At 64.5% G+C, this 17,587-nt stretch carries 18 protein-coding genes and 1 pseudogene; 7 read left to right on the forward strand and 12 right to left on the reverse strand.

Annotated features, from left to right (window positions below; genetic code table 11):
- The first annotated feature begins 177 nt into the window (after positions 1–177).
- Complete coding sequence (locus AB0M65_RS08660; RefSeq protein WP_364023603.1) at positions 178–768, forward strand: integrase; 591 nt, start codon at positions 178–180, stop codon at positions 766–768.
- Here the strand turns inward: AB0M65_RS08660 and AB0M65_RS08665 are convergent.
- From AB0M65_RS08665 to AB0M65_RS08680, 4 genes are all read right to left on the reverse strand, one after another.
- Positions 739–2,124 (reverse strand): RCC1 domain-containing protein, encoded by a 1,386-nt coding sequence (locus AB0M65_RS08665; protein WP_364023605.1) that lies wholly within the window; start codon positions 2,122–2,124, stop codon positions 739–741. The two genes, AB0M65_RS08660 and AB0M65_RS08665, sit on opposite strands and share 30 nt — an antisense overlap.
- A 428-nt stretch (positions 2,125–2,552) precedes the next feature.
- Positions 2,553–3,689 carry a hypothetical protein gene (locus AB0M65_RS08670; RefSeq protein WP_364023608.1) on the reverse strand — a complete coding sequence of 379 codons (1,137 nt, stop codon included), beginning with the start codon at positions 3,687–3,689 and terminating at the stop codon, positions 2,553–2,555.
- Between the two features lie 389 nt (positions 3,690–4,078).
- Positions 4,079–4,534 (reverse strand): hypothetical protein, encoded by a 456-nt coding sequence (locus AB0M65_RS08675; RefSeq protein ID WP_364023611.1) that lies wholly within the window; start codon positions 4,532–4,534, stop codon positions 4,079–4,081.
- A gap of 92 nt (positions 4,535–4,626) precedes the next feature.
- Entirely contained in the window at positions 4,627–4,950 is a 324-nt protein-coding gene (locus tag AB0M65_RS08680; protein WP_364023614.1) for a hypothetical protein, read from the reverse strand.
- Positions 4,951–5,035: 85 nt separating this feature from the next.
- Between AB0M65_RS08680 and AB0M65_RS08685 the strand changes: the two genes are divergently transcribed.
- Genes AB0M65_RS08685 through AB0M65_RS08695 form a run of 3 tightly spaced genes read left to right on the forward strand, consistent with a single transcriptional unit; the run spans position 5,036 to position 6,174 of the window.
- Positions 5,036–5,320 (forward strand): helix-turn-helix domain-containing protein, encoded by a 285-nt coding sequence (locus AB0M65_RS08685; RefSeq protein ID WP_364023617.1) that lies wholly within the window; start codon positions 5,036–5,038, stop codon positions 5,318–5,320.
- Between the two features lie 24 nt (positions 5,321–5,344).
- The gene (locus tag AB0M65_RS08690) at positions 5,345–5,656 is read left to right on the forward strand and encodes a hypothetical protein (protein WP_364023620.1); all 312 of its coding nucleotides are present in this window, start codon (positions 5,345–5,347) and stop codon (positions 5,654–5,656) included.
- The gene (locus AB0M65_RS08695; protein WP_364023623.1) at positions 5,653–6,174 is read left to right on the forward strand and encodes a transposase; all 522 of its coding nucleotides are present in this window, start codon (positions 5,653–5,655) and stop codon (positions 6,172–6,174) included. Before AB0M65_RS08690 ends, AB0M65_RS08695 begins: the two co-directional genes overlap by 4 nt.
- A 310-nt stretch (positions 6,175–6,484) precedes the next feature.
- On the opposite strand, the gene AB0M65_RS08700 is transcribed toward AB0M65_RS08695, so the two are convergent.
- The 8 genes and pseudogenes from AB0M65_RS08700 to AB0M65_RS08735 form a co-directional block, all read right to left on the reverse strand.
- Positions 6,485–7,912 carry a Shedu anti-phage system protein SduA domain-containing protein gene (locus AB0M65_RS08700; RefSeq protein ID WP_364023626.1) on the reverse strand — a complete coding sequence of 476 codons (1,428 nt, stop codon included), beginning with the start codon at positions 7,910–7,912 and terminating at the stop codon, positions 6,485–6,487.
- 1,153 nt (positions 7,913–9,065) lie between these two features.
- Positions 9,066–9,728: pseudogene (locus AB0M65_RS08705) on the reverse strand (ISL3 family transposase); the annotation flags it as partial.
- Positions 9,729–10,024: 296 nt separating this feature from the next.
- Positions 10,025–10,567, reverse strand: coding sequence for a YrhB domain-containing protein (locus tag AB0M65_RS08710; protein WP_364023629.1), 543 nt, complete (start codon positions 10,565–10,567; stop codon positions 10,025–10,027).
- Between the two features lie 904 nt (positions 10,568–11,471).
- The gene (locus tag AB0M65_RS08715; protein ID WP_364023632.1) at positions 11,472–12,458 is read right to left on the reverse strand and encodes an LLM class flavin-dependent oxidoreductase; all 987 of its coding nucleotides are present in this window, start codon (positions 12,456–12,458) and stop codon (positions 11,472–11,474) included.
- Complete coding sequence (locus AB0M65_RS08720) at positions 12,455–12,895, reverse strand: hypothetical protein (protein WP_364023635.1); 441 nt, start codon at positions 12,893–12,895, stop codon at positions 12,455–12,457. The genes AB0M65_RS08715 and AB0M65_RS08720 overlap by 4 nt, the downstream gene beginning before the upstream one ends.
- A 296-nt stretch (positions 12,896–13,191) precedes the next feature.
- Entirely contained in the window at positions 13,192–13,824 is a 633-nt protein-coding gene (locus AB0M65_RS08725; protein WP_364023776.1) for an MAB_1171c family putative transporter, read from the reverse strand.
- On the reverse strand, positions 13,793–14,284 hold the full coding sequence (locus tag AB0M65_RS08730; protein ID WP_364023638.1) for a hypothetical protein: 492 nt from the start codon (positions 14,282–14,284) through the stop codon (positions 13,793–13,795). The genes AB0M65_RS08725 and AB0M65_RS08730 overlap by 32 nt, the downstream gene beginning before the upstream one ends.
- Positions 14,281–14,484 carry a hypothetical protein gene (locus tag AB0M65_RS08735; protein ID WP_364023640.1) on the reverse strand — a complete coding sequence of 68 codons (204 nt, stop codon included), beginning with the start codon at positions 14,482–14,484 and terminating at the stop codon, positions 14,281–14,283. The genes AB0M65_RS08730 and AB0M65_RS08735 overlap by 4 nt, the downstream gene beginning before the upstream one ends.
- Positions 14,485–14,627: 143 nt before the next feature.
- Here AB0M65_RS08735 and AB0M65_RS08740 point away from each other — a divergent pair, with 143 nt between their 5' ends.
- The 3 genes from AB0M65_RS08740 to AB0M65_RS08750 all read left to right on the forward strand — a co-directional run bounded on the left by AB0M65_RS08740 (position 14,628) and on the right by AB0M65_RS08750 (position 17,587).
- Complete coding sequence (locus tag AB0M65_RS08740; protein ID WP_364023643.1) at positions 14,628–15,284, forward strand: hypothetical protein; 657 nt, start codon at positions 14,628–14,630, stop codon at positions 15,282–15,284.
- Between the two features lie 125 nt (positions 15,285–15,409).
- A complete protein-coding gene (locus AB0M65_RS08745; protein ID WP_364023646.1) occupies positions 15,410–16,198 on the forward strand; it encodes a PIG-L family deacetylase in 789 nt (262 codons plus the stop codon).
- 822 nt (positions 16,199–17,020) lie between these two features.
- The gene (locus AB0M65_RS08750; RefSeq protein WP_364023649.1) at positions 17,021–17,587 is read left to right on the forward strand and encodes a hypothetical protein; all 567 of its coding nucleotides are present in this window, start codon (positions 17,021–17,023) and stop codon (positions 17,585–17,587) included.

The following is a 17,587-nucleotide window of genomic DNA, read 5'->3' on the forward strand; positions in this document are numbered from 1 at the left end:
GACAATCCAGGTTGGGGTTACCGCCGTACCCACGGCGAACTCGTCGGGTTGGGATACACGATTGCGCCGTCGACAGTGTGGAAGGTCCTCAAGGATGGGGGAGCGGCCCCGACACCGCGCCGATTGGGGCCGACGTGAAAGCAGTTTCTCACCGCCCAGGCCAGAGGCATTCTGGCGATGGACTTCTTTCACGTAGACACGGTGTTGCTGCGCCGGCTGTACGTGTTGTTTGTCGTCGAGCATGATCGTCGCCGGGTGCACATTGTTGGGGCGACGGCTCATCCGACTGCGGAGTGGCTGGTGCAGCAGGCCCGGAACCTGCTGGTGGAACTCGGCGACCGAGTGGACAGTTTGCGGTTTCTGATCCGTGACCGTGACGCGGAGTTCACGGCCGCGTTCGATGCGGTGTTCGCGTCGGGCGGCATCGACGTCCTGCGGAGCCCTGTCCGAGCTCCTCGGGCGAACGCGATTGCGGAGCGATGGGTAGGCAGTGTGCGTCGCGAGTGTCTGGATCGGATCCTCATCGTCAACCGGCGTCATCTGGAGCAAGTGCTGGCCGAATATGTCGATCACTTCAAGCCAGCAATGACCCCATCGCTCATTGGACCAACACCCGCCCGACCGAGGGCAGGTCCCCGGCCGGATGACTGGCGCCGGACGGGTCCGCCGCATGATCGGCTCGGCGGACTAGTCCACGAATATCAGCATGACTTGACACAGTTATCGGCACCCACAGGCTCAGTTCGGGATCAGACTTCCCGCTGGTGATTGGATCTTGCCGTCACGCCCCCAACAGTCGACTTTGCCATCTGGTCGGACTCCACATGAGTACTCGCCGCCTGCTCCTGCGCCGAGAGTAGTGAATGCCCCGCTGGGTGGAGCCGTCTGGCCTCCCTTCGCGCGTCCCCAACACGCCACGGTCTGGTCTTCCCGGAGTCCGCAGGAGTGTTCCTCGCCGGTTGTTATTTCAATAAACTTGCCAGTAGGGGCAGTTGACTGGCCCTCGTCATTCTTACCCCAGCACACTGCCGTCCGATCTTCACGGACACCGCAGGCGTGGTAACCACCCACTGAGACCGAAGTAAACAAGCCTGCAGGGCTGCCGGCTTTTACTACTTCGTTATCGGTGCGCCCCCAGCAACTGACGGCCTTATCGGCATGTATCGCGCATAGGGCGCCGTACTGGCCGGCTGCGATGGCGACGAACTGCCCATTTGGCGGTGTCAGAGCACGGTTGGCCCAACAAGCGATTGCACCGGTGTTCCGGATTCCGCAGTCTGTCGTGATCGCCTTAAACTGTCCGCTAGGTGATTCGACGTGCCTTGTCGGGCGTGGAACTGGACTTGGCCCGGTGTTTGTGTGCGCGGGAGACGTATCCCAGCAGGTGACAGTCTTATCCACACTGATTCCGCATCCTACGTTCTCCTTTACTGCGATATCAGTAAACGTTCCCGATGGTCGAAGGTACTCGCCACCTTCTCCCCAGCACGTAATGGAGGCGTCTGACATCACGCCGCACGCGGCATTCGGTCCGGTGGCGAGAATGCTGTGCCCGCGACTGGTTTCGCTGGCGCTGCTTGCAGGTGTAGCGGTCGAACTTTCTGACCCGAGTGCTGACACGATCTTCACTACACCGTACCCGGCTAGGAGGAGAACGATGATCAAGCCAGCTGTGATCAATGCGAAGAGGGACGGATTCCGTCTGGCGTAGTTAGCGATTCTTTGATTGATCTTGACGGAACCGCCTGCGACGACGCTGCCGACGTAGTTCCCTCTGATGATGTGCGCCGCGGGCGGGGGAGTTGTTTGAGTGCGGGTGGAGAGGTTCATTGCCTCTAATGCGGCTGTACGTAAGGCATTTTCGAAATGAGAGTCTTGATCGGCTGCGCTTTGCAGAACACGCACGGACTCAACACGTGCTTCGTCCGAGACCGCCGCACGCTGTGCAGCCTCGGCCTGTAGGCGTGTGATGGCTGGGGCGGGTCCAATCTTGGCCGCAATGATCGCCCATATTTTGTCGACGGCCGCGTCGACCGCTTGGTCGACGCGGCCGTCGAGCCTTTGGCCAGCTCGTTGAGCCCGGTTCACCGCCCAGCCGATCAGGAATGCAACTACCGTCTCCATGCCCACTACTTGCCCCAATCGTGTCAGGGTGACCGGTGATGTCGCGCTGAGCGCCAGCCGCGGCGTCCCTTTCGTCGCGTCGCGAGGGCTATGTCGCTCGTAGGGTCAAGAAAGTTTCAAGTCAAAATTCTGGAGCTGGACAGGGCTAGCGAAACGTTTGCTGAGCTTCGAGAAAGCGGCTGCCCACGACAGTGTGTTGTGGGCAGCCGTGTGGTCCTGGGGCAACAGTGACCGCTGGCGTGAAACCCGGGAAGGACTCCTGGGACAGCCTCCACGGTCACCGCGAACCTCAGGACACCCTGAACGCCGAGTTCGCCGGGAAATGTCACGCATCCACGGCCTAAGGTTCCTGTGTCGTGGACGGAGCTGATCGTCTCCAGGGTGGTGTCACGCTGAGTGGCGATGGTCCCACCCAGTCGCCGGTTAATTTAAAACTTTTTTTCTAGCGTGCCGTCGCTCCAGTAAGTCCACGTGTCCACAGCACCGATGGGGTATCGCGGGTCATTGTCCGAGATGGTCTTGCCCGTGGCGAGGTCGACGACAGGTTCTTGGTCGGTCGTCTTGAGGTACACCTTCCCGTCGTAGAGCGCACGTACCGTAGCGCCGAGCTGGTAGGCCTTCTGGGCGTCGAGCGTCCATGCGGGTTTTCCGGTTGCTGTGTCGAGCACGCCGAAAGGTTCCACGCGCTGACTGTTGCGGTCTGACACCCTCCCGAGCGGGAATACCAGGTCGGAGTGCGGGTCGACGGCTACTACGGTCGCGGGCAGAGTCCGCTCCTGGCCAGTCAGGGCCTCGTAAGTCGATTGTTTTTCCGAGGTGCTCGCGGTGATACGAACATATTTTTGTTTCTCGGCTTGTTGAGCCGATCCTCCGTTGTTGTCGATGGATATCACCTCGATGTGCGGGCAGGGTGTGCCCAGCGAAGCGGACTCGAGCGTATGCAGGGCCTTTCCGGTGGCAACTTCGATGTCGATAGCCACCTCGCACGGTTCCTTTCCGTCGGACTGGGTGCCGGAGCCGGCCTTGAGCACGGTGACGGCTCCCAGAACCGGTCCTTCGATCCAACCCTGGCTTTCCCAAAGTTTGGCACCGTTCATCGCGTCGAAGGAGAACGTTCGGCTTGGGAGGGCGGTGGATGTCTCCGTGGAGAACGCCGCAGCCGTGGCCGCTGGTGAACCAGTGAGCTTCTTCGGCGCCGTTTCGGCCGCGGTGTCACTCCGCAAGACCTCGGCCGCGTGCAGGACGGTCTGGGCGGCAGGATCGACTGCGGCAATCAGGGTGATAAATCTCTGCGGCTCCAGGCCCCTGGCCTCGTCCCGGATCTGCACGGCGGCCGCGATGAGTGGTCTGTCGGCGGTGCCGATGCTGGTGTACGACTCGGTCACGATCTCCCGCTCGGGGAACAGAGAAGCAGCTCGCAGGAGGACCTGTCCGTGCCCGATCACGTACAGGTCGATCGGTCCGTCGACGCGCGGATCCTCTGGAGCGTTGAACGGGCGTTTGTAGAGGAAATGGCCGAATGGCGCGTAGCCGGCTCCGACTTCGGTTTTGACCGGGCTGGCCACTGGTGTGGATGACGCGCTCTCGGTTACCGTCGGTGCGGACTGAACAGGCAACGCGGTAGTGGGAGGCGCGCAAGCGGCAGTAACGGCGCACAGGACGAGCAACGCTGAAGCCCTGCCCGGGCCAGTCCTGCGGCCGATTGGGTCGATCTGTTGTCGCATCTCTGCTCCCTTGATCCACATCGATCCCAGCCGTCTTGCGGACTGGCCCGGCAAGCTGGTGCGTCAATAGGTCGTCAGAGCGAGCGGCAGGGTTACAGTGAGGGCGAGTCTGACGAGAACGTTGCCGATTTGGACGTGCGCCTCGTTCTCGGTCAATGCCTGGACTGCGGCGAACGGGGTTCTGATCGGTGGACGCCTAGCTTTCGTGCGCATACTGCGTCGATGGGATGCTAGGTAGATAGCTGCGGTGCCCATTGCTTCGCAAGGCTGCCAAACACACCCGTGCGCCAAGCACGTGTGATCAGCTCCCGCCAACCCGTGATCGAGCTGATGATGAGCTTGTTGAGCTCTACACGCGCAGCTTGCGATTGGTCGACCGATGCCAGTTGCATCAGCAAGTTGGGATTAAGTTTGAGCAGTCCTTGGTGTAGGACCTCCCACAGCTGCTTTGGGGAGTCATCCGGCTGCGGAGCGTCGGCTAGGTGGTCGAGGTTGTAGAACCGACCCTTGATCGCGTAGGTGCCAAGCGTCTCCAGCACCTTGCCGATGTGCGGGTCGTTGTCCACCTTGTCGAGCAGCTCGGCGATGTAGCCGGGAACGGTGCTGCTGGTGGGCGCGTCCTGGACGATGAGAAGTCGCACGTGGTCGTGCAGCTTGACTATGTCGTGGCCGATGCCCGTCATCATGGCCTTCGACGGCCAGCTCCCCGAGGTGTCCAACGCGTGCAGACCCGTACTTAGTGGTCAGTTTCGGAAGTTCTTCGGGGTGGTTCGGGCGGCTATGCGGGGTTGTCTAGGTAGAGGCGGCAGGCGCAGTCCAGTGCTTCTTCGGGGCTGCCGCTGGGGAATCCGGACGGCAGGATCTGGTTCTCGTAGCTGTCGCTGCTGGCCAGATACAGCCCAAAGCCCCAGTGCCGGGCCGATCCGCCATAACGCAGCCGGATCAAGGGCTGCACGGTCCCGTCGGGCAGGTGTGCCTCGACATAGACGAACGCACCCCGGTAGCGGAGCTCCAACTCGCCCGCCTGGGGCCAGCGCCCGGCGGCATGGGCGCGCAACCGCTGCCCGACAGAGATCTTGGTGGACTCCGGTGGGGTGGCCATGACCGACATCGTGCCTGACCGGCATCCTGGGCGCCGCCCCGAACTGTCGATCATGAAATGAGCCTGTGTGGTGGAGGCCTGCCCGGTGAGGGTGACCAGCGCGATACGGCGGGTGCTGACCCGGCGTTCCCGAGGTCAGAAGACGCCGTATCGGGACAAGGTTCGTGCCCGGATCGTGCTGCTGGCCGCCCGCCGGTGGTCTAACGCGGCGATCGCGGTGGAGGTGGGGGTCTGTGTGGACACCGTCCGGACCTGGCGGAGCCGGTTCGTTTCGCAGGGATTGGCAGGGCTGGCCGATCGTGCCCGGTCAGGGCGGCCGGCTCGGTTCAGTGCGGTGCAGGTCGCGCAGGTCAAGTCGCTGGCCTGTTAGTTACCGGCCCGTGCGGGGGCACCGTTGTCGCGGTGGTCGTGTCCGGAACTGGCCCGGGAGGTGGTCGCCCAAGGCATCGCGGAGGCGATGTCGGCGTCGACGGTGTGGCGATGGCTGGCTCGCGAGGCGATCAAACCGTGGCAGTACCGGTCGTGGCTGTTCCCGCGTGACCCGGACTTCCCGGCCAAGGCCGAGCGGGTGCTGGACTTATATGAGCGTCACTGGGACGGCAAGAGGCTGGGACCTGAGGAATATGTGATCTCCAGTGACGAGAAGACCTCGATCAGGCTCGGTGCCGCTGCCATCCCAGCTTGCCGCCCGGAGTGTCCCGGATGATGCGGGTCAACCACGAGTACACCCGCGGCGGGGCCCTGGCCTATCTGGCCGCCTACGACGTGCACCAGGCCCACGTGTTCGGCCGGTGCACGCCCTCGACCGGGATCACGCCGTTCATGGCGCTGGTCGAGCAGGTCATGACATGTGAGCCGTATGCCTCAGCCAAACGGGTGTTCTGGGTGGTGGACAACGGTTCCTCCCACCGCGGCCAGGCCGCGATCGATCGGCTGGCCGCACGGTTTCCCAACGCGGTCATGGTGCACACCCCGATCCACGCCTCATGGCTGAACCAGGTGGAGATCTTCTTCTCCGTAGTGCAACGCAAAGTCGTGTCTCCCAACGACTTCACCGACCTGAACGAGGTCGAGCAACGACTCACCGACTTCGAGAAACGCTACAACGCGACCGCCACACCGTTCCGGTGGAAGTTCACCCGCGACGATCTACACGCCCTGCTAACAAGGCTCACCGAGCACGAACGTCAGGAATCCATGACCGAGCTTCCACACGCAGCATGATCACCCCAGACGAACTTCCGAAACCGACCACTAGCGACATGGCATAGGAAGCTGGTGGCTATGACCTCCGGCGCTTCGGAATTCACGTCACCGGCGAACGGGTTGTCTGAGCGTTTGCCGCGGCGTGGGGAACGCAGACACAACTCCTCGCCACGACGTTGTTCAAGCGAATCGAGGCAGGCCGAGACTGATCACTTTCTTCTGCGCGTGCTACTGCTTACGGAGTCGTGATGGCGAGAAGTTCCTATGTTGCGCGTTCGGCGACGCGTTGAGTGCATACTAGGTTGCGGAGCAACGTGCCGGACCTGGTTCACGAGTCGCCTTGCTCCTCCTCTTCGAACTTCAAGGCGAGTTCGGCGCTGTCAACTAATTCGGCGAAGGTGACGACCTGCACGCGGGTGAGGTGCGCGTTGTACGAGCGGATCGTCTGCTCGATCTGCTCGCGGGTCGCGGCGGCGGTCGCCGCGAGGTCCGGATGCCCGATGACCACGGTGCCCTTCGCGCGACGGTAGTCGTAGTTCAGGCTGAGCTCGTTGTGGTGCAAGGTCTGCATGCTGGCGCCGAGCTCGTCGATCGTGCGGAGGTAGTTCATGCACTGGGCGACGGCCTCGTGCACCTCGGTGGAGACGATGAGGTGGTTCCGATGCTTTTTGACGAGCTTGTCACCCGGCCGTTTGAGCTCGACGATGTGAATGCTGCGATCGGCACAAACGAGTGGGATGTCGTGCTGGTCCAGCGCGAAGCCGTCGCGGCGCTCAAGTACGCCCGTGTAGTGTCCGCCGAAGATCCAGTACTTCCGCCCAATCCTCTTCTGGATCGCGGCTTCGGTGGTGGCCGGGTCGAGGACGAGTTCGCGCAGCTCGGCGACCGCTTTGCGTCGTCGGCGGATGACGTCGACGTCGACGGCCAGGCGCCCGGACTCGGTCGAGCTCAGGCCGGAGACCACGTCGTCCAGCTCGACGAGCCCGCCGAGCGCGCGGCCGAGTTCTGTCGCGCTGACGTTGCGCGCGGCGAGCAGGCGGCCCAGTTCGGTGGCGTCGATGTTGCGGCGGCGTCTGGCTTCACGGATCTCGGTGATCCGCTCGACGATGTTTTTCGCGAACGTAGCGAAGCCGATCTCGGGGTCCGGTTCTCGGATAGTCATCGTGGGTGGGGCTTGAGAGACGATGAAGCAGATGGCGTCGTATAACCCGTCGTGAACGAGGCGTTTGAGGAAGTCCCTGAGCTGATCTTCGCGTGAGGTCGGTACATCAGGCGATTCGGTCAGGCTGAGCGCAGTTGTCCGCTGACGCCGTGGCTTTGTCAGTTCGGGCAGGTCTTCCAGCAGGAAGAGTTGAGCGAGCGCAGGTTTGAGTGCGCGCACGGACGGTTGGTCGTACCCTCGGGAGACGTTGGTGGCGCTGGCCAGGATTTCGTTCATCCTGTTTTGCATGTTGCGCCGCACCGAAGGGCCAACTCCGGTCGTAACCTCGATCGCCGCCACGGGCATGCCGTCCTCGATGACAACGAGATCCCAAGGCGTCGAACTCTCGTGGTAGGCCCCGGGGAGGGGGAGTGGCTGATCGAGGTGGATCGAGGCCCGATCGATGCCGCAGCGCACCAGCTCGTCAACGACGATGTCGATGATGGCTTGGACTATTTGACCGTGGCGAATCGCGCCGTTCCGGTCCGGCTCGACAGAGCCTGAGTGGGCGTCCCAGAAGCGCTGGACGGCGGACTCCGCTGGGTGAGACGACACAGGTCCTCCGATATTCGCGACGTACCGACGGTCGGCTATCTTGCCGGATCCCCACGACGCTGCGAAAGGTTTCGCGTTTCCCGCCGGACGGCCGTGTCATCGTCGGCGAACGGATGAGCGGGTAGCCGAGCAGGCTGCGCGCCGACGGCTCCAATGTCCTCACCCTTTGACCCTGCCGCCGCCGACATCGCCGACAATAACGAGCTGCGGCGCAGCGCCGACAACATCAGCCCCGTCGACGTGCTCGTCAACTCGGCCGGCATCATCGGCCCCAACACACCAGCATGCTCGAGTCAGGCAGGCCCGCTCCCGTTAGGGAGCCCGACCTCGGCGAGGCGGCGGGCTGCGGGTCATTGTCCGGCTGTGTGAGGCGATGATCTCGCTCGGACGCGCCACCCCCCGCGTCTGACCAGGCCATGCAGATGGCTTCGTTTCGGCGGTGCTCAGTCCGGCATGGCCGACTTCGAGCGACGTCTTGACGCCGCCGTAGCCAGACAGCCGGTGGAGTTTCCGGCGCGGTCATCCCCGGAGTCAGATCGACCCCGGGGATCTCATGCGTGGCAGAGGTCGTCGACAGCCCTGTGTTGGTCGAAAACTTGGTCCGTAGCCTTGACCTGATGTTTTGTTCATTTTGGTGATCGGTGGTTCGTGGCTGTTCGACTGATGTACCAGGTCTTAGCGCAGACCTTGACGTGGCTGGCGTTGCTGGCGCGCTCCTCGGCCTCCAAGGACGCGGAGATACTCGCGTTGCGTCACGAGGTGGCAGTGTTGCGCCGGACCAACCCTCGCCCGCGGCTGGGCTGGACCGACAGGGCGGTGCTCGCGGCCTTGTCGCGGATCCTGCCGAAGTCTCTGCGGGCCTGCCGTGTCGTGACTCTCGCGACTTTGTTGCGGTGGCATCGTCGCTTGGTGACCCGGAAGTGGTGTCAGCCGAAGCCGCCGGGGCGACCGCCGGTCAGCGGCGAGATCACTGCCTTGATCGTCCGGCTGGCACTAGAGAATCGAACCTGGGGCGTGGTGCGTATCCAGGGCGAGTTGCGCCGGCTTGGGCACCGTGTCGCCGCCTCGACCATTCGCAAGATCATGCGCGGCCGGCGGATCCCACCGCCCTGCGGCCGTGGTGACGCGTGCCGGACGTTCCTGCGGGCCCAGGCTGCCGGCTTGCCTGAGCATAGGCTGTCGAGCCGTCCCGGCACACGACCTCGACTCCTGGATGCGCTCGCAGCCAGCCGGCCACCACCTCGGCGCCGCGCCCGGGCAGCACGTCGATCCGGGCGCCGGTGTCGGCATTGATCACCACGGTGGCGTACTTGTGACACCTACGCAGGGCGAAGTCATCGATTCCCAGCACCCGCGGCACCGCGTGATCCGGTAACGGGATGCCCATCAAGACTCGCACGGCGGTATCCCGCCCGACCGTGATCCCGAGAGCTGGCAGCAACCGGGCAGAGGCCCTGCCAGCCAGTTCGCGCACGACATCGCGGACCTGTTCACCGAGCCTGACAGTGCGTCGCTGGTATCGTTCGATCACGCCCGGCACCTGCTCCCGGAAGGTTTGACGCGCGCATTCGGTGACAGGGCAACGCATCCGACGTATTCGCAGCCTCACCAATACCCGCCGTCCATCGACCGGCACATCCGCGGGGACCCGCTCATGAAAGGCATGAACCCGGCCGGTCAGCGTCCCGCAGACCGGGCACTCCACCGCATCGCCCTTGGTCGATGCCCGCACCACGACTACATCGCCCACTTCCTCGACGCCCTCGACCGACAGCGCCGAAAGTCCCGAGAACACCACATCGACCAGCATCGCCATCTCAGACACAGATGATCATGACAGCCCAGTAACCCGCCTCTGTCAGGGATCCACTTCACCACCACCGAAAGTGCGCCAGAGCCGCTCGTTTTACAGTCCCTCGCTACCCCCTCGATGCGCTGTTCAGCACTGCTGAGCTGTCGGTGGCGCCGTCGTTCTCTGTCAGCTTCAGGTGCCGGTGGCCGGAGTGTCACGGCGGTGACCGGCACGTGGATGCGTGACCAGGCCGTGAACCGCTCTGAGATCGAGTCGATGTCGCCGTTCCCTGTCACGGGACTCCTGCCACGGACACGGGATTACGGGGTTCGCGTGCCTGGTTCGGGGTTCGGCCCGGACAGACGCCAAATGACCCTTCGGCCGGTCCTCAGTCGAGGTAGGCGTGCGCGTATGTGTTCGGGTATAGGTATGCGGGCCGCGACGGCGTCGACGTAAGCGCTGGTCTCATGCGTGTTGAGGTCGGGTGCGGCTGCCCACATGAGTCGGAGTGCGTCGAAGCGCCGGCCGCGGTCGGTCAGCTCGATGACGCGGGATCGCAGAGGATCATGACGTTCGATCCCGCGGACCTGCTCGAGGTACTCCTCGATCCACTCACCGTTCTCGAGATCAGCGGTTGCGTGCAGTCCGTGGAGACTGCCGTCCATCCCGTCGACGAGGAACGGCCCGTGGCCCACCACGGCGTCCGTTATCTCACCCGTGCGCAGGTAGCGTTCGCTCTGGCTGTGGATCACCCAGCCAAGCCGATGCGTGCCGACCTTCGTGATCACCATCTCCGGCCCGTGCACCGTCCACCCGGCTACATGCCGCTCGACAAGCTTGACCGCCCATTCCTTGGACACCACGACTCCAGGCTAGAGGAGAGGGTGCGCGGCCGGCGTGAGGAGCGTGGCGAGCTGATGGCTTCCGGAGGCGAGCGACGAGGTGGGTGCACGTCCACAAGGTTATCGGCGCTGTGTCACCGTTTGTGCATGTCGTGTAGTCCGGCCTGCTGGTTGTGGCAGGCGCTCCACCAGGCGACCAATCCGGACCCACTGGCCGCCGCGATCGGCTCGCTGTCAACGGCGCGATACGCGGCCAGGCCAGGCGGTGAGGACCTCCTGGAGCACGCGCGGCGAATAGCTCACGAGCGGTAAAAGAGGTGCCGGGAGCGTAAGCGTTTAGTGAGAGAAGCGGCCACGGGAGCGATGCCGACCCCACGGCAGCTCCCGTGTCGACAACCCGCTGGTTAAGAGTCGGCACCTGGGCGTGTCGGATGGTGTCGAGTGATGCCGGACAAGACCTTTTCGTCTGGCCGCGGGGCAGTCGCTGTGTCGGGGTGTGTCGCCTGGTGTCGGACTGTTTCGGACCTCTCGGGCGCGTCTCGGGCTCGCACGTGCCGGATGCTGTCGTGTAGTTCGACTACGTCGGAGTACATCCTCGTGAGTGGCTGCCACGTACCGCATGAAACTCCGATGCAGACACTGGCTCGAGTTGAGAGTCTTACGGCTCGATCATCAGCTGATCACAACTCTGTTGACTGCGAGTAAGTCTAGACAGGCGGTCTTGGGCGTGTGGGCTGATGTCCTAGGGAGGACATCTGGGGTCGAAATCCTAGCCGCGAAGGCTTCACAGCTTCCGAATGACCACGCTGGCACGGCATAAGCATTCAGGATGCATGACTTCATCAAGGCAGACCTGGCTGAAGGCGGTGCTGGGGTGGCCACCCCAGCGCAGCCGCGTTGTGGACGCGTCCCGAGTGGGCGGGGTTCAGTGCGCGGCGACCAGCTCGTAGGTGCTGATCCGGGTCTGCGCCTCGTAGATCGGTGTGACCAGCATCAGCTCGTCCGCTCCGGCGGTATGGGCCAGGGTCGGCAGGCTTTCGGTCACCGTCTGCCGGTCGCCGAACGCCTGGTGGGCGCAATGTTCCTGTACTTGTGCGGCGATTTCCGGGGTCATAGCGTACGCCGCCGCCTGCACTGCCGGGAGAAACCGGGCGCGCACGCTGGTGCCCTCAAGCAGCTGGGCCGTCAGAACCTTCCACGGTCCGGCGAGGTAGGCGGCTTCGGCGTCAGTAGCCGCGCAGATGGTCTGGACCGACAGCAGCACATACGGCTCCGCGCGCCACTTCGACGGCCGGAAGTGCTCACGGTAACGCTCGACCGCTTCAACCGTGTTGCCCGGTTGGAGGTGGTGGCCGAAGGCGAGCGGCAGCCCCTGGGCCGCAGCGAGCTCCGCGCCAGCTGGGCTGGCGGCCAGCAGCCAAGGTTCTGGAGCCGGGTTTTCACCGGGCAGCAGCGTGATCCCGCTTTCACCACCGAGATGGCTCAGCAATTCGGCGACGTCGGCCCGGTAGGCGTGCTCGTCGGCCGGTTCGGCTCCGCGCCGCAGCGCGCGGACGATGGCTTCGTTGCGCGTGCCCGGGCCACGGCCGACGCCGAGGTCGGTCCGGCCGCCGCTGATTGCCGACAGCGTCGCGAATTGCTCGGCCAGCGCAAACGGCGCGTGGTTGGGCGCCATCACCCCGCCGGAGCCGACCCGGATTCGCGACGTCGCGGCGGTCAGGTGCGCGGTCAGCACTTGCGGTGTGGCGCTGGCCAGAAACGGCGTACCGTGATGCTCGGTGGTCCAGATCCTCCGGTAGCCCAGCTCTTCCACTCGGCGGGCTAGTCCGGGCAGCGAATTCAGTGCCTCCGCCGCACTCCGTTCCTGCTCGACCAGAACCAGCTCCAGCACGGACAGTGGTAGCTTGATCACTTAGCCGAGAGTAGCGAAAAACCTTTCCCCGACCAAGAATTCCGCTGCGGCCGAAAGAGTCGAGCAGACCGCGGCTCCAGGAAGACCAGGAAGCGGTCGATGATGAGTGCGGCGCGTTCGGGTCCGAAACGGTTGTGGAAGCCGGGCCAGTTGGGTGGGCAGGCGATGCGGGCGTAGATGCCGCGGTCGGCCATCCGCTCGGCGACATCGTCGCGGGTGTCGTAGCCTCCGCATCCTTCGTGGAGCCAGATGCAGTGCTCGATCGTGGTGACGCCGGCGTCGACTGCTGCGGCGACGGCGCCAGTGCTGTGAGCGTGGACGGCGACGGGAAGCCCGGCTGCCGCAGCTTCCTCGACCGATAGTCCGGAGTTCGGTTGGAGTGAACTGGGATGCCCACATGGCGGGTGAGTCGGGGTGATGGAGCCGCCGGAGGCCACGACCTTGATGAGGTCGGCGCCGAGCGCGGGGGTGCGGAGGATGCGGTCGTGACAGAGTCCTGGCTGGGGTCGAAGACTAGATGGACGTGGCAGCCGATCAGCCCGGGCAGGATGGTGGTACCGGGGAAGTCGTGGCGGACGGCGTCTGCTCCGGCGAGGTTTTCGACGGCGTCGCGTGGGCCGACCGCGGTGATGATGTCGTCGTCGATGAGGACAGCGCCGTCGGGGATCTGTCGTCCGCGCGGGCCGGGCAGGACTTGGACGCGGTGAGCAGCTGTCGGGTCACCGGCAACCTCCTAAGTGGGCGACAGGGCGTGGGAGAGCCGGACGAGTTGGTCGACGTCGTCATCGACGTTTGCACTGGTGGGCGCTGCGACTAGCACCGTGGAGTGGCTCCGCGGCTTGCGACCTTCAGCGTGTCGTTGTAGCGCAGTCGTGATCGTCGTGCTTTGTTCGTGGGCTGGACGGGTGGGGTCGTAGCCGGCATCGATGAGGTGAGGTCCGAGTTGGACCAGCCCGTCGCGGATTTCGATGATGCGCCGCCAGTAACGGTGGCCGAGCCGTAGCGGGAATGACGATCGGGCGGGATCGAGTTCGTCGCTGGGAAAGACAGCGTGCAGCCGTTGCCACAGCGGTTCGAGTGCGATAAACGCCTGTCTGCGGCGGAGCCAGAGTCGCAGCGCGCTGTAGCGAGCGGCGAGTCCGACATAGCAGACGCCGGCGACGAACAGGTAGATCGCAGGAGAGACGAGCTGATTAACCAACTTGACCAACCGGCCACCGGCACCGGGATGCCCTGTCCAGCGGATGATTGTAACCACGCTCCTGACCACAGCGACGAGGGTCGTGCCAGCGAGACCTATGGCTGAGATCCGGAATCCGAGCCATCCGCGAGGATTAGATTCGTTGGCGCAGCGCCCAGCGGGCAGTCAACACGCTGACGTATGCCGCGTAGCCGCCGCCGAGCAGGTAGAACGGTGCTAGCCCAGGAAGGTTCATGTCGTGGGGCAGGTCACCGTTGAGAGGATAGGCGGTCGCGCGCAGACTCGCCGGAAGACAGAGCACGGCGATGGTCATCCCAGCGCAGACCACGATCAGCGCAAGGCTCTCTATCCGGGCTCGCTTGCGGGATCCGCCGGTGGACACCAAGAAAAACAGCATCATCGCATAGCGGGAGGCGTTCAGTCCGAGGTTCACCAGCAGCTTGATCGTGCTAGCCACCGGGAGATCGCCGACCAGCTGCCAGGCCCAGGTGATCACTTCAGGCAAGGCCAGTAGCTTGACCGCGATGCAGGCCACAACCGCCCACAAGCCGGGATCGCGCGGAGACTTGACTAGCCTCAACAGAAACCAGGCCAGTGCCACAATAAGGAACAGCTGAAGGATCACAGCAGGTCCACCGGGTCGCCGAGTGTGGTCTGGGCGCGGCGGGCCCGAGGGGAATGGCCAGGCCGGGTCAGCAGCTGGGCTCGCACGGTCGTTTCGAGGAGCACGGTGGCGAGGGTTTCGGCCTCCCGTTCGAACTCCGTTCCGTAGGACGTACGTCCGCGCAGCGTCCGCCGGATGAAATCGGGTGGGATGTCGGGCATCAGCGCCTGCCAGACTGCATCGTCGTCCTTGCCGGACGGATGGTCGGCCAGCAGGTGGCCGAGCTCGTGGGCGATAATGTGTTCTTGGTGCAGTGGCGTGGTTCCAGCGCTCTGGTAGACGATGAAATCGGCTTGGCTGGTCTATGCGTTACGAAGCCCGCTATTTCCTGCGCTGGGCAACCGAACGCAGGCTGGCGTCGAATGTGGAGATTCCAGTCCGCCCGAAGAGCTCCACGGGTCATCGGGCCATCGAAGCCGACGAACGCTGGCAGCTACTGAACCAGCTGTGGCACGACAGCACCATCCCGCTGGACGTTCGCTTCGGCGGCAGTCTGGTTCTCCTTTTCGGGCAGCATCTCAGCCGAATCGTCCGCCTTACCACCGACCGCATCGCCGGCAACGATCACGCGGTCACGCTGGTCTTGGACCGGACTCCGGTCTCACTGCCGGAACCGCTCGCCGCGCTGGCGGTGCAGCTACGTGATCAGCGACTGGCCGCCCAACCTTCTGCGAAACCGGCAGCCACTTGCCTGTTGTTTCCCGGTCGCCCGGCAAGTCATCCGATCAGCACGGAACCGTTCCGGAAACGACTGGCTCGCCACGGCATTCAGGCCAGACCCGCGCGCAACGCCGCGCTCACCGAGTTCGCCGCCGACCTCCCCGCGCCAGTCCTCGCCGAGCTTCTCGGACTACACATCGGCACAACTGTCGCCTGGACCAAAACCCTCAAACGCGACTGGATGGCCTACCTCGAAGCCCGCGCGACCGAGAGCAACGCCGCCGGCCCGACCTCGGAATAGCGCACACTTGGAATTGGTTCCCTCCACCAGTATCTTTCGCGTTCGGACAGAATGATTGCCGCGCCGGCGTGGCCCGCACCGCAGTTGTCATCTTGTTGGCTCTGCAGTGCCCCCATAATGGTGCGATGGCAACCGTTGTGGCGTTCCACGCTCACCCCGACGACGAAGTGCTGCTGACCGGCGGCACCCTCGCCCGCGCCGCGGCGGAAGGCCACCGGGTGGTGATCGTGGTCGCCACCGACACTATGACCGCCGCTTCCGAGGCCCCGCCGACCCGCATGAACGAGCTGCGCGCGAGCGCAGCCATCCTCGGTGCGCACCGGGTCGAGCACCTGGGTTATGCCGGCAGTGGGCACGGCCCGATCCTCTACCCCGACCCGCCGGACCGGCAGCGTTTCGTGCGCGCCGACACCGAAGAGGCCGCTAGGCGGCTCGCCACGCTCCTGCGCGAAGAGAACGCCGACGTACTGCTCGGCTACGACGGCAATGGCGGATACGGCCACCGCGACCACGTCAAGGTGCATGAGGTCGGCACGCGCGCCGCCGAACTGGCCCAGGTGGAGCACGTGCTGGAGGCGACGATGCCCCGCGACGTGGTCGAGCGCCTAGTGCGGCTGATTCGCGCCCTGCGGATCCCCCTCCGCTACGACACCGACGCGCTACGCGCCGCATACAGCCCAAGCTCGGCAATCACGCACCGAGTCAACGTGCGGCGCTTCGCCCGGCAGAAGCAGGCGGCCCTCGCCGCCCACCACTCCGAAGTGAACGGACGCGGCAGGCTTGCCCCCGTCATGCGACTGCTCGTCCGACTCCCGGTGCCCGTATTCGGACTACTCCTCGGCCACGAGTGGTTCGTCGACCCCGCCAGAACCCCGGTCACCAAGCCGGCCACCGGCATCCTCTCCCACAACTAACCGCCCAGACCGAGCATCCGCCAGGAGCGTCAGAGAACGAAGGAATACCGCACAGTTGGAATAGGTGCCCTCCACCAGTAGTCGGTCCTGCACTCCTCCGCGAGCTCGCCTCTGTGACTCCACGTGACGAGGAAACTGCTGGCCCGTCGGCGTCGACGCGTTCACACATACCAGCGGCACCAGTCTCAGCGGGTACGTGTCCTCATCTGGTCGGGTCCACTCCGCCGCCTACCAAGCGGTCAAGCCTATCTAAGCTCGACGACGACCTCGTTGAGCGAGCCATCGAGGTGGACCGTCGTCATCGCGAGGAGCATCAGCGCCCGATCTCAGCGGAAGGGCTGATGCGACGCTTCGGCCTTGGAGTGGAGCGCTCGCGGTTGCTGCAGAGATAGTCATAGCGCCTCTCTGGCTGTCGGTTCTGATCGCTTTCGGGAGCTGGTCAGGTGAGTCGACAACGGATGAGTGGTGGTGGAAGCCAACCTCGTTAATCGGCGCAGAGGTCTCCGAGCAGGTTTGATCCATGCGCCTCCCTTGTCAAACATCTCGGTGGTCCTTGATCAGCCCACGTCGTTGCTTAACCCCGGTCGCGGCGAGCACGAGCTTTGTCGAGGCTGTTGGGATGGTCCTTCAGTAAGGCCGCGAGTTGGTCGGCGAGAATAACGTGGGCGGCGAGGTCGGCAAACGTGTCGGCTCCGGCCAGCGAGTCACGTTCGGCACGCTTCCGATGTCTGGCCCGACGTGTGGTCCTTGCGGGTGGATTCGCAGCACACCACCAGGCGATGTCCCTTATGGTCACGACTTACGGTGTGAGGGGGAGCGGACATGGCAGATCCGGTGACGTTCACAGTGCTGGGCAGTTGGGCCGCTCTGGAGGGGATCAAGTTCCTCTACGGGCAGGCCGCTGAGGTGCTGAAAGCCTGGCGCGAAAGGCGGGCGGCGAAGGCCGAAGAGCAAGCGGCCGGACAGACGCTGGAAGTCCCAGTGAAGGACAGCGCCGTGCTTGAAGGGAAACCGGACAGCGCTACTATCGACGCCACCGTGCTGGAGCAGGAAGGCCCTTTGCTCGCTAGTCTGGCGGGCAAGCTCAGGCCATACGCTCAGGACCTGGCGGATCTCGATGTGGACGACGCGGAGCTGGCCGAGCAGGCCGGGCAGGTCAGAGCCATCCTCGAGGCCGCCTATGGGCAGCGCTTCACGTTCCGCGGCGAGCAGCGTGAGCCGACCGGTACGCGGGTATGGGTGAGTCAGGTGCTCGATCACGTCTCCGGCAGGGTGGTCGGAGCGGACGCTGGGGTCGGGGCGGGCGGGGAGGTGGATGTGCAGCAACGGGCGACGGTGGTGGAGCCGGGCGGCTCGGTCACCGGGTTCACGGGCCGCGTCGGCCTCTGA

The organism is Amycolatopsis sp. NPDC051071 (assembly GCF_040682875.1).
In the GTDB taxonomy this organism is placed as follows: Bacteria; Actinomycetota; Actinomycetes; order Mycobacteriales; family Pseudonocardiaceae; genus Amycolatopsis.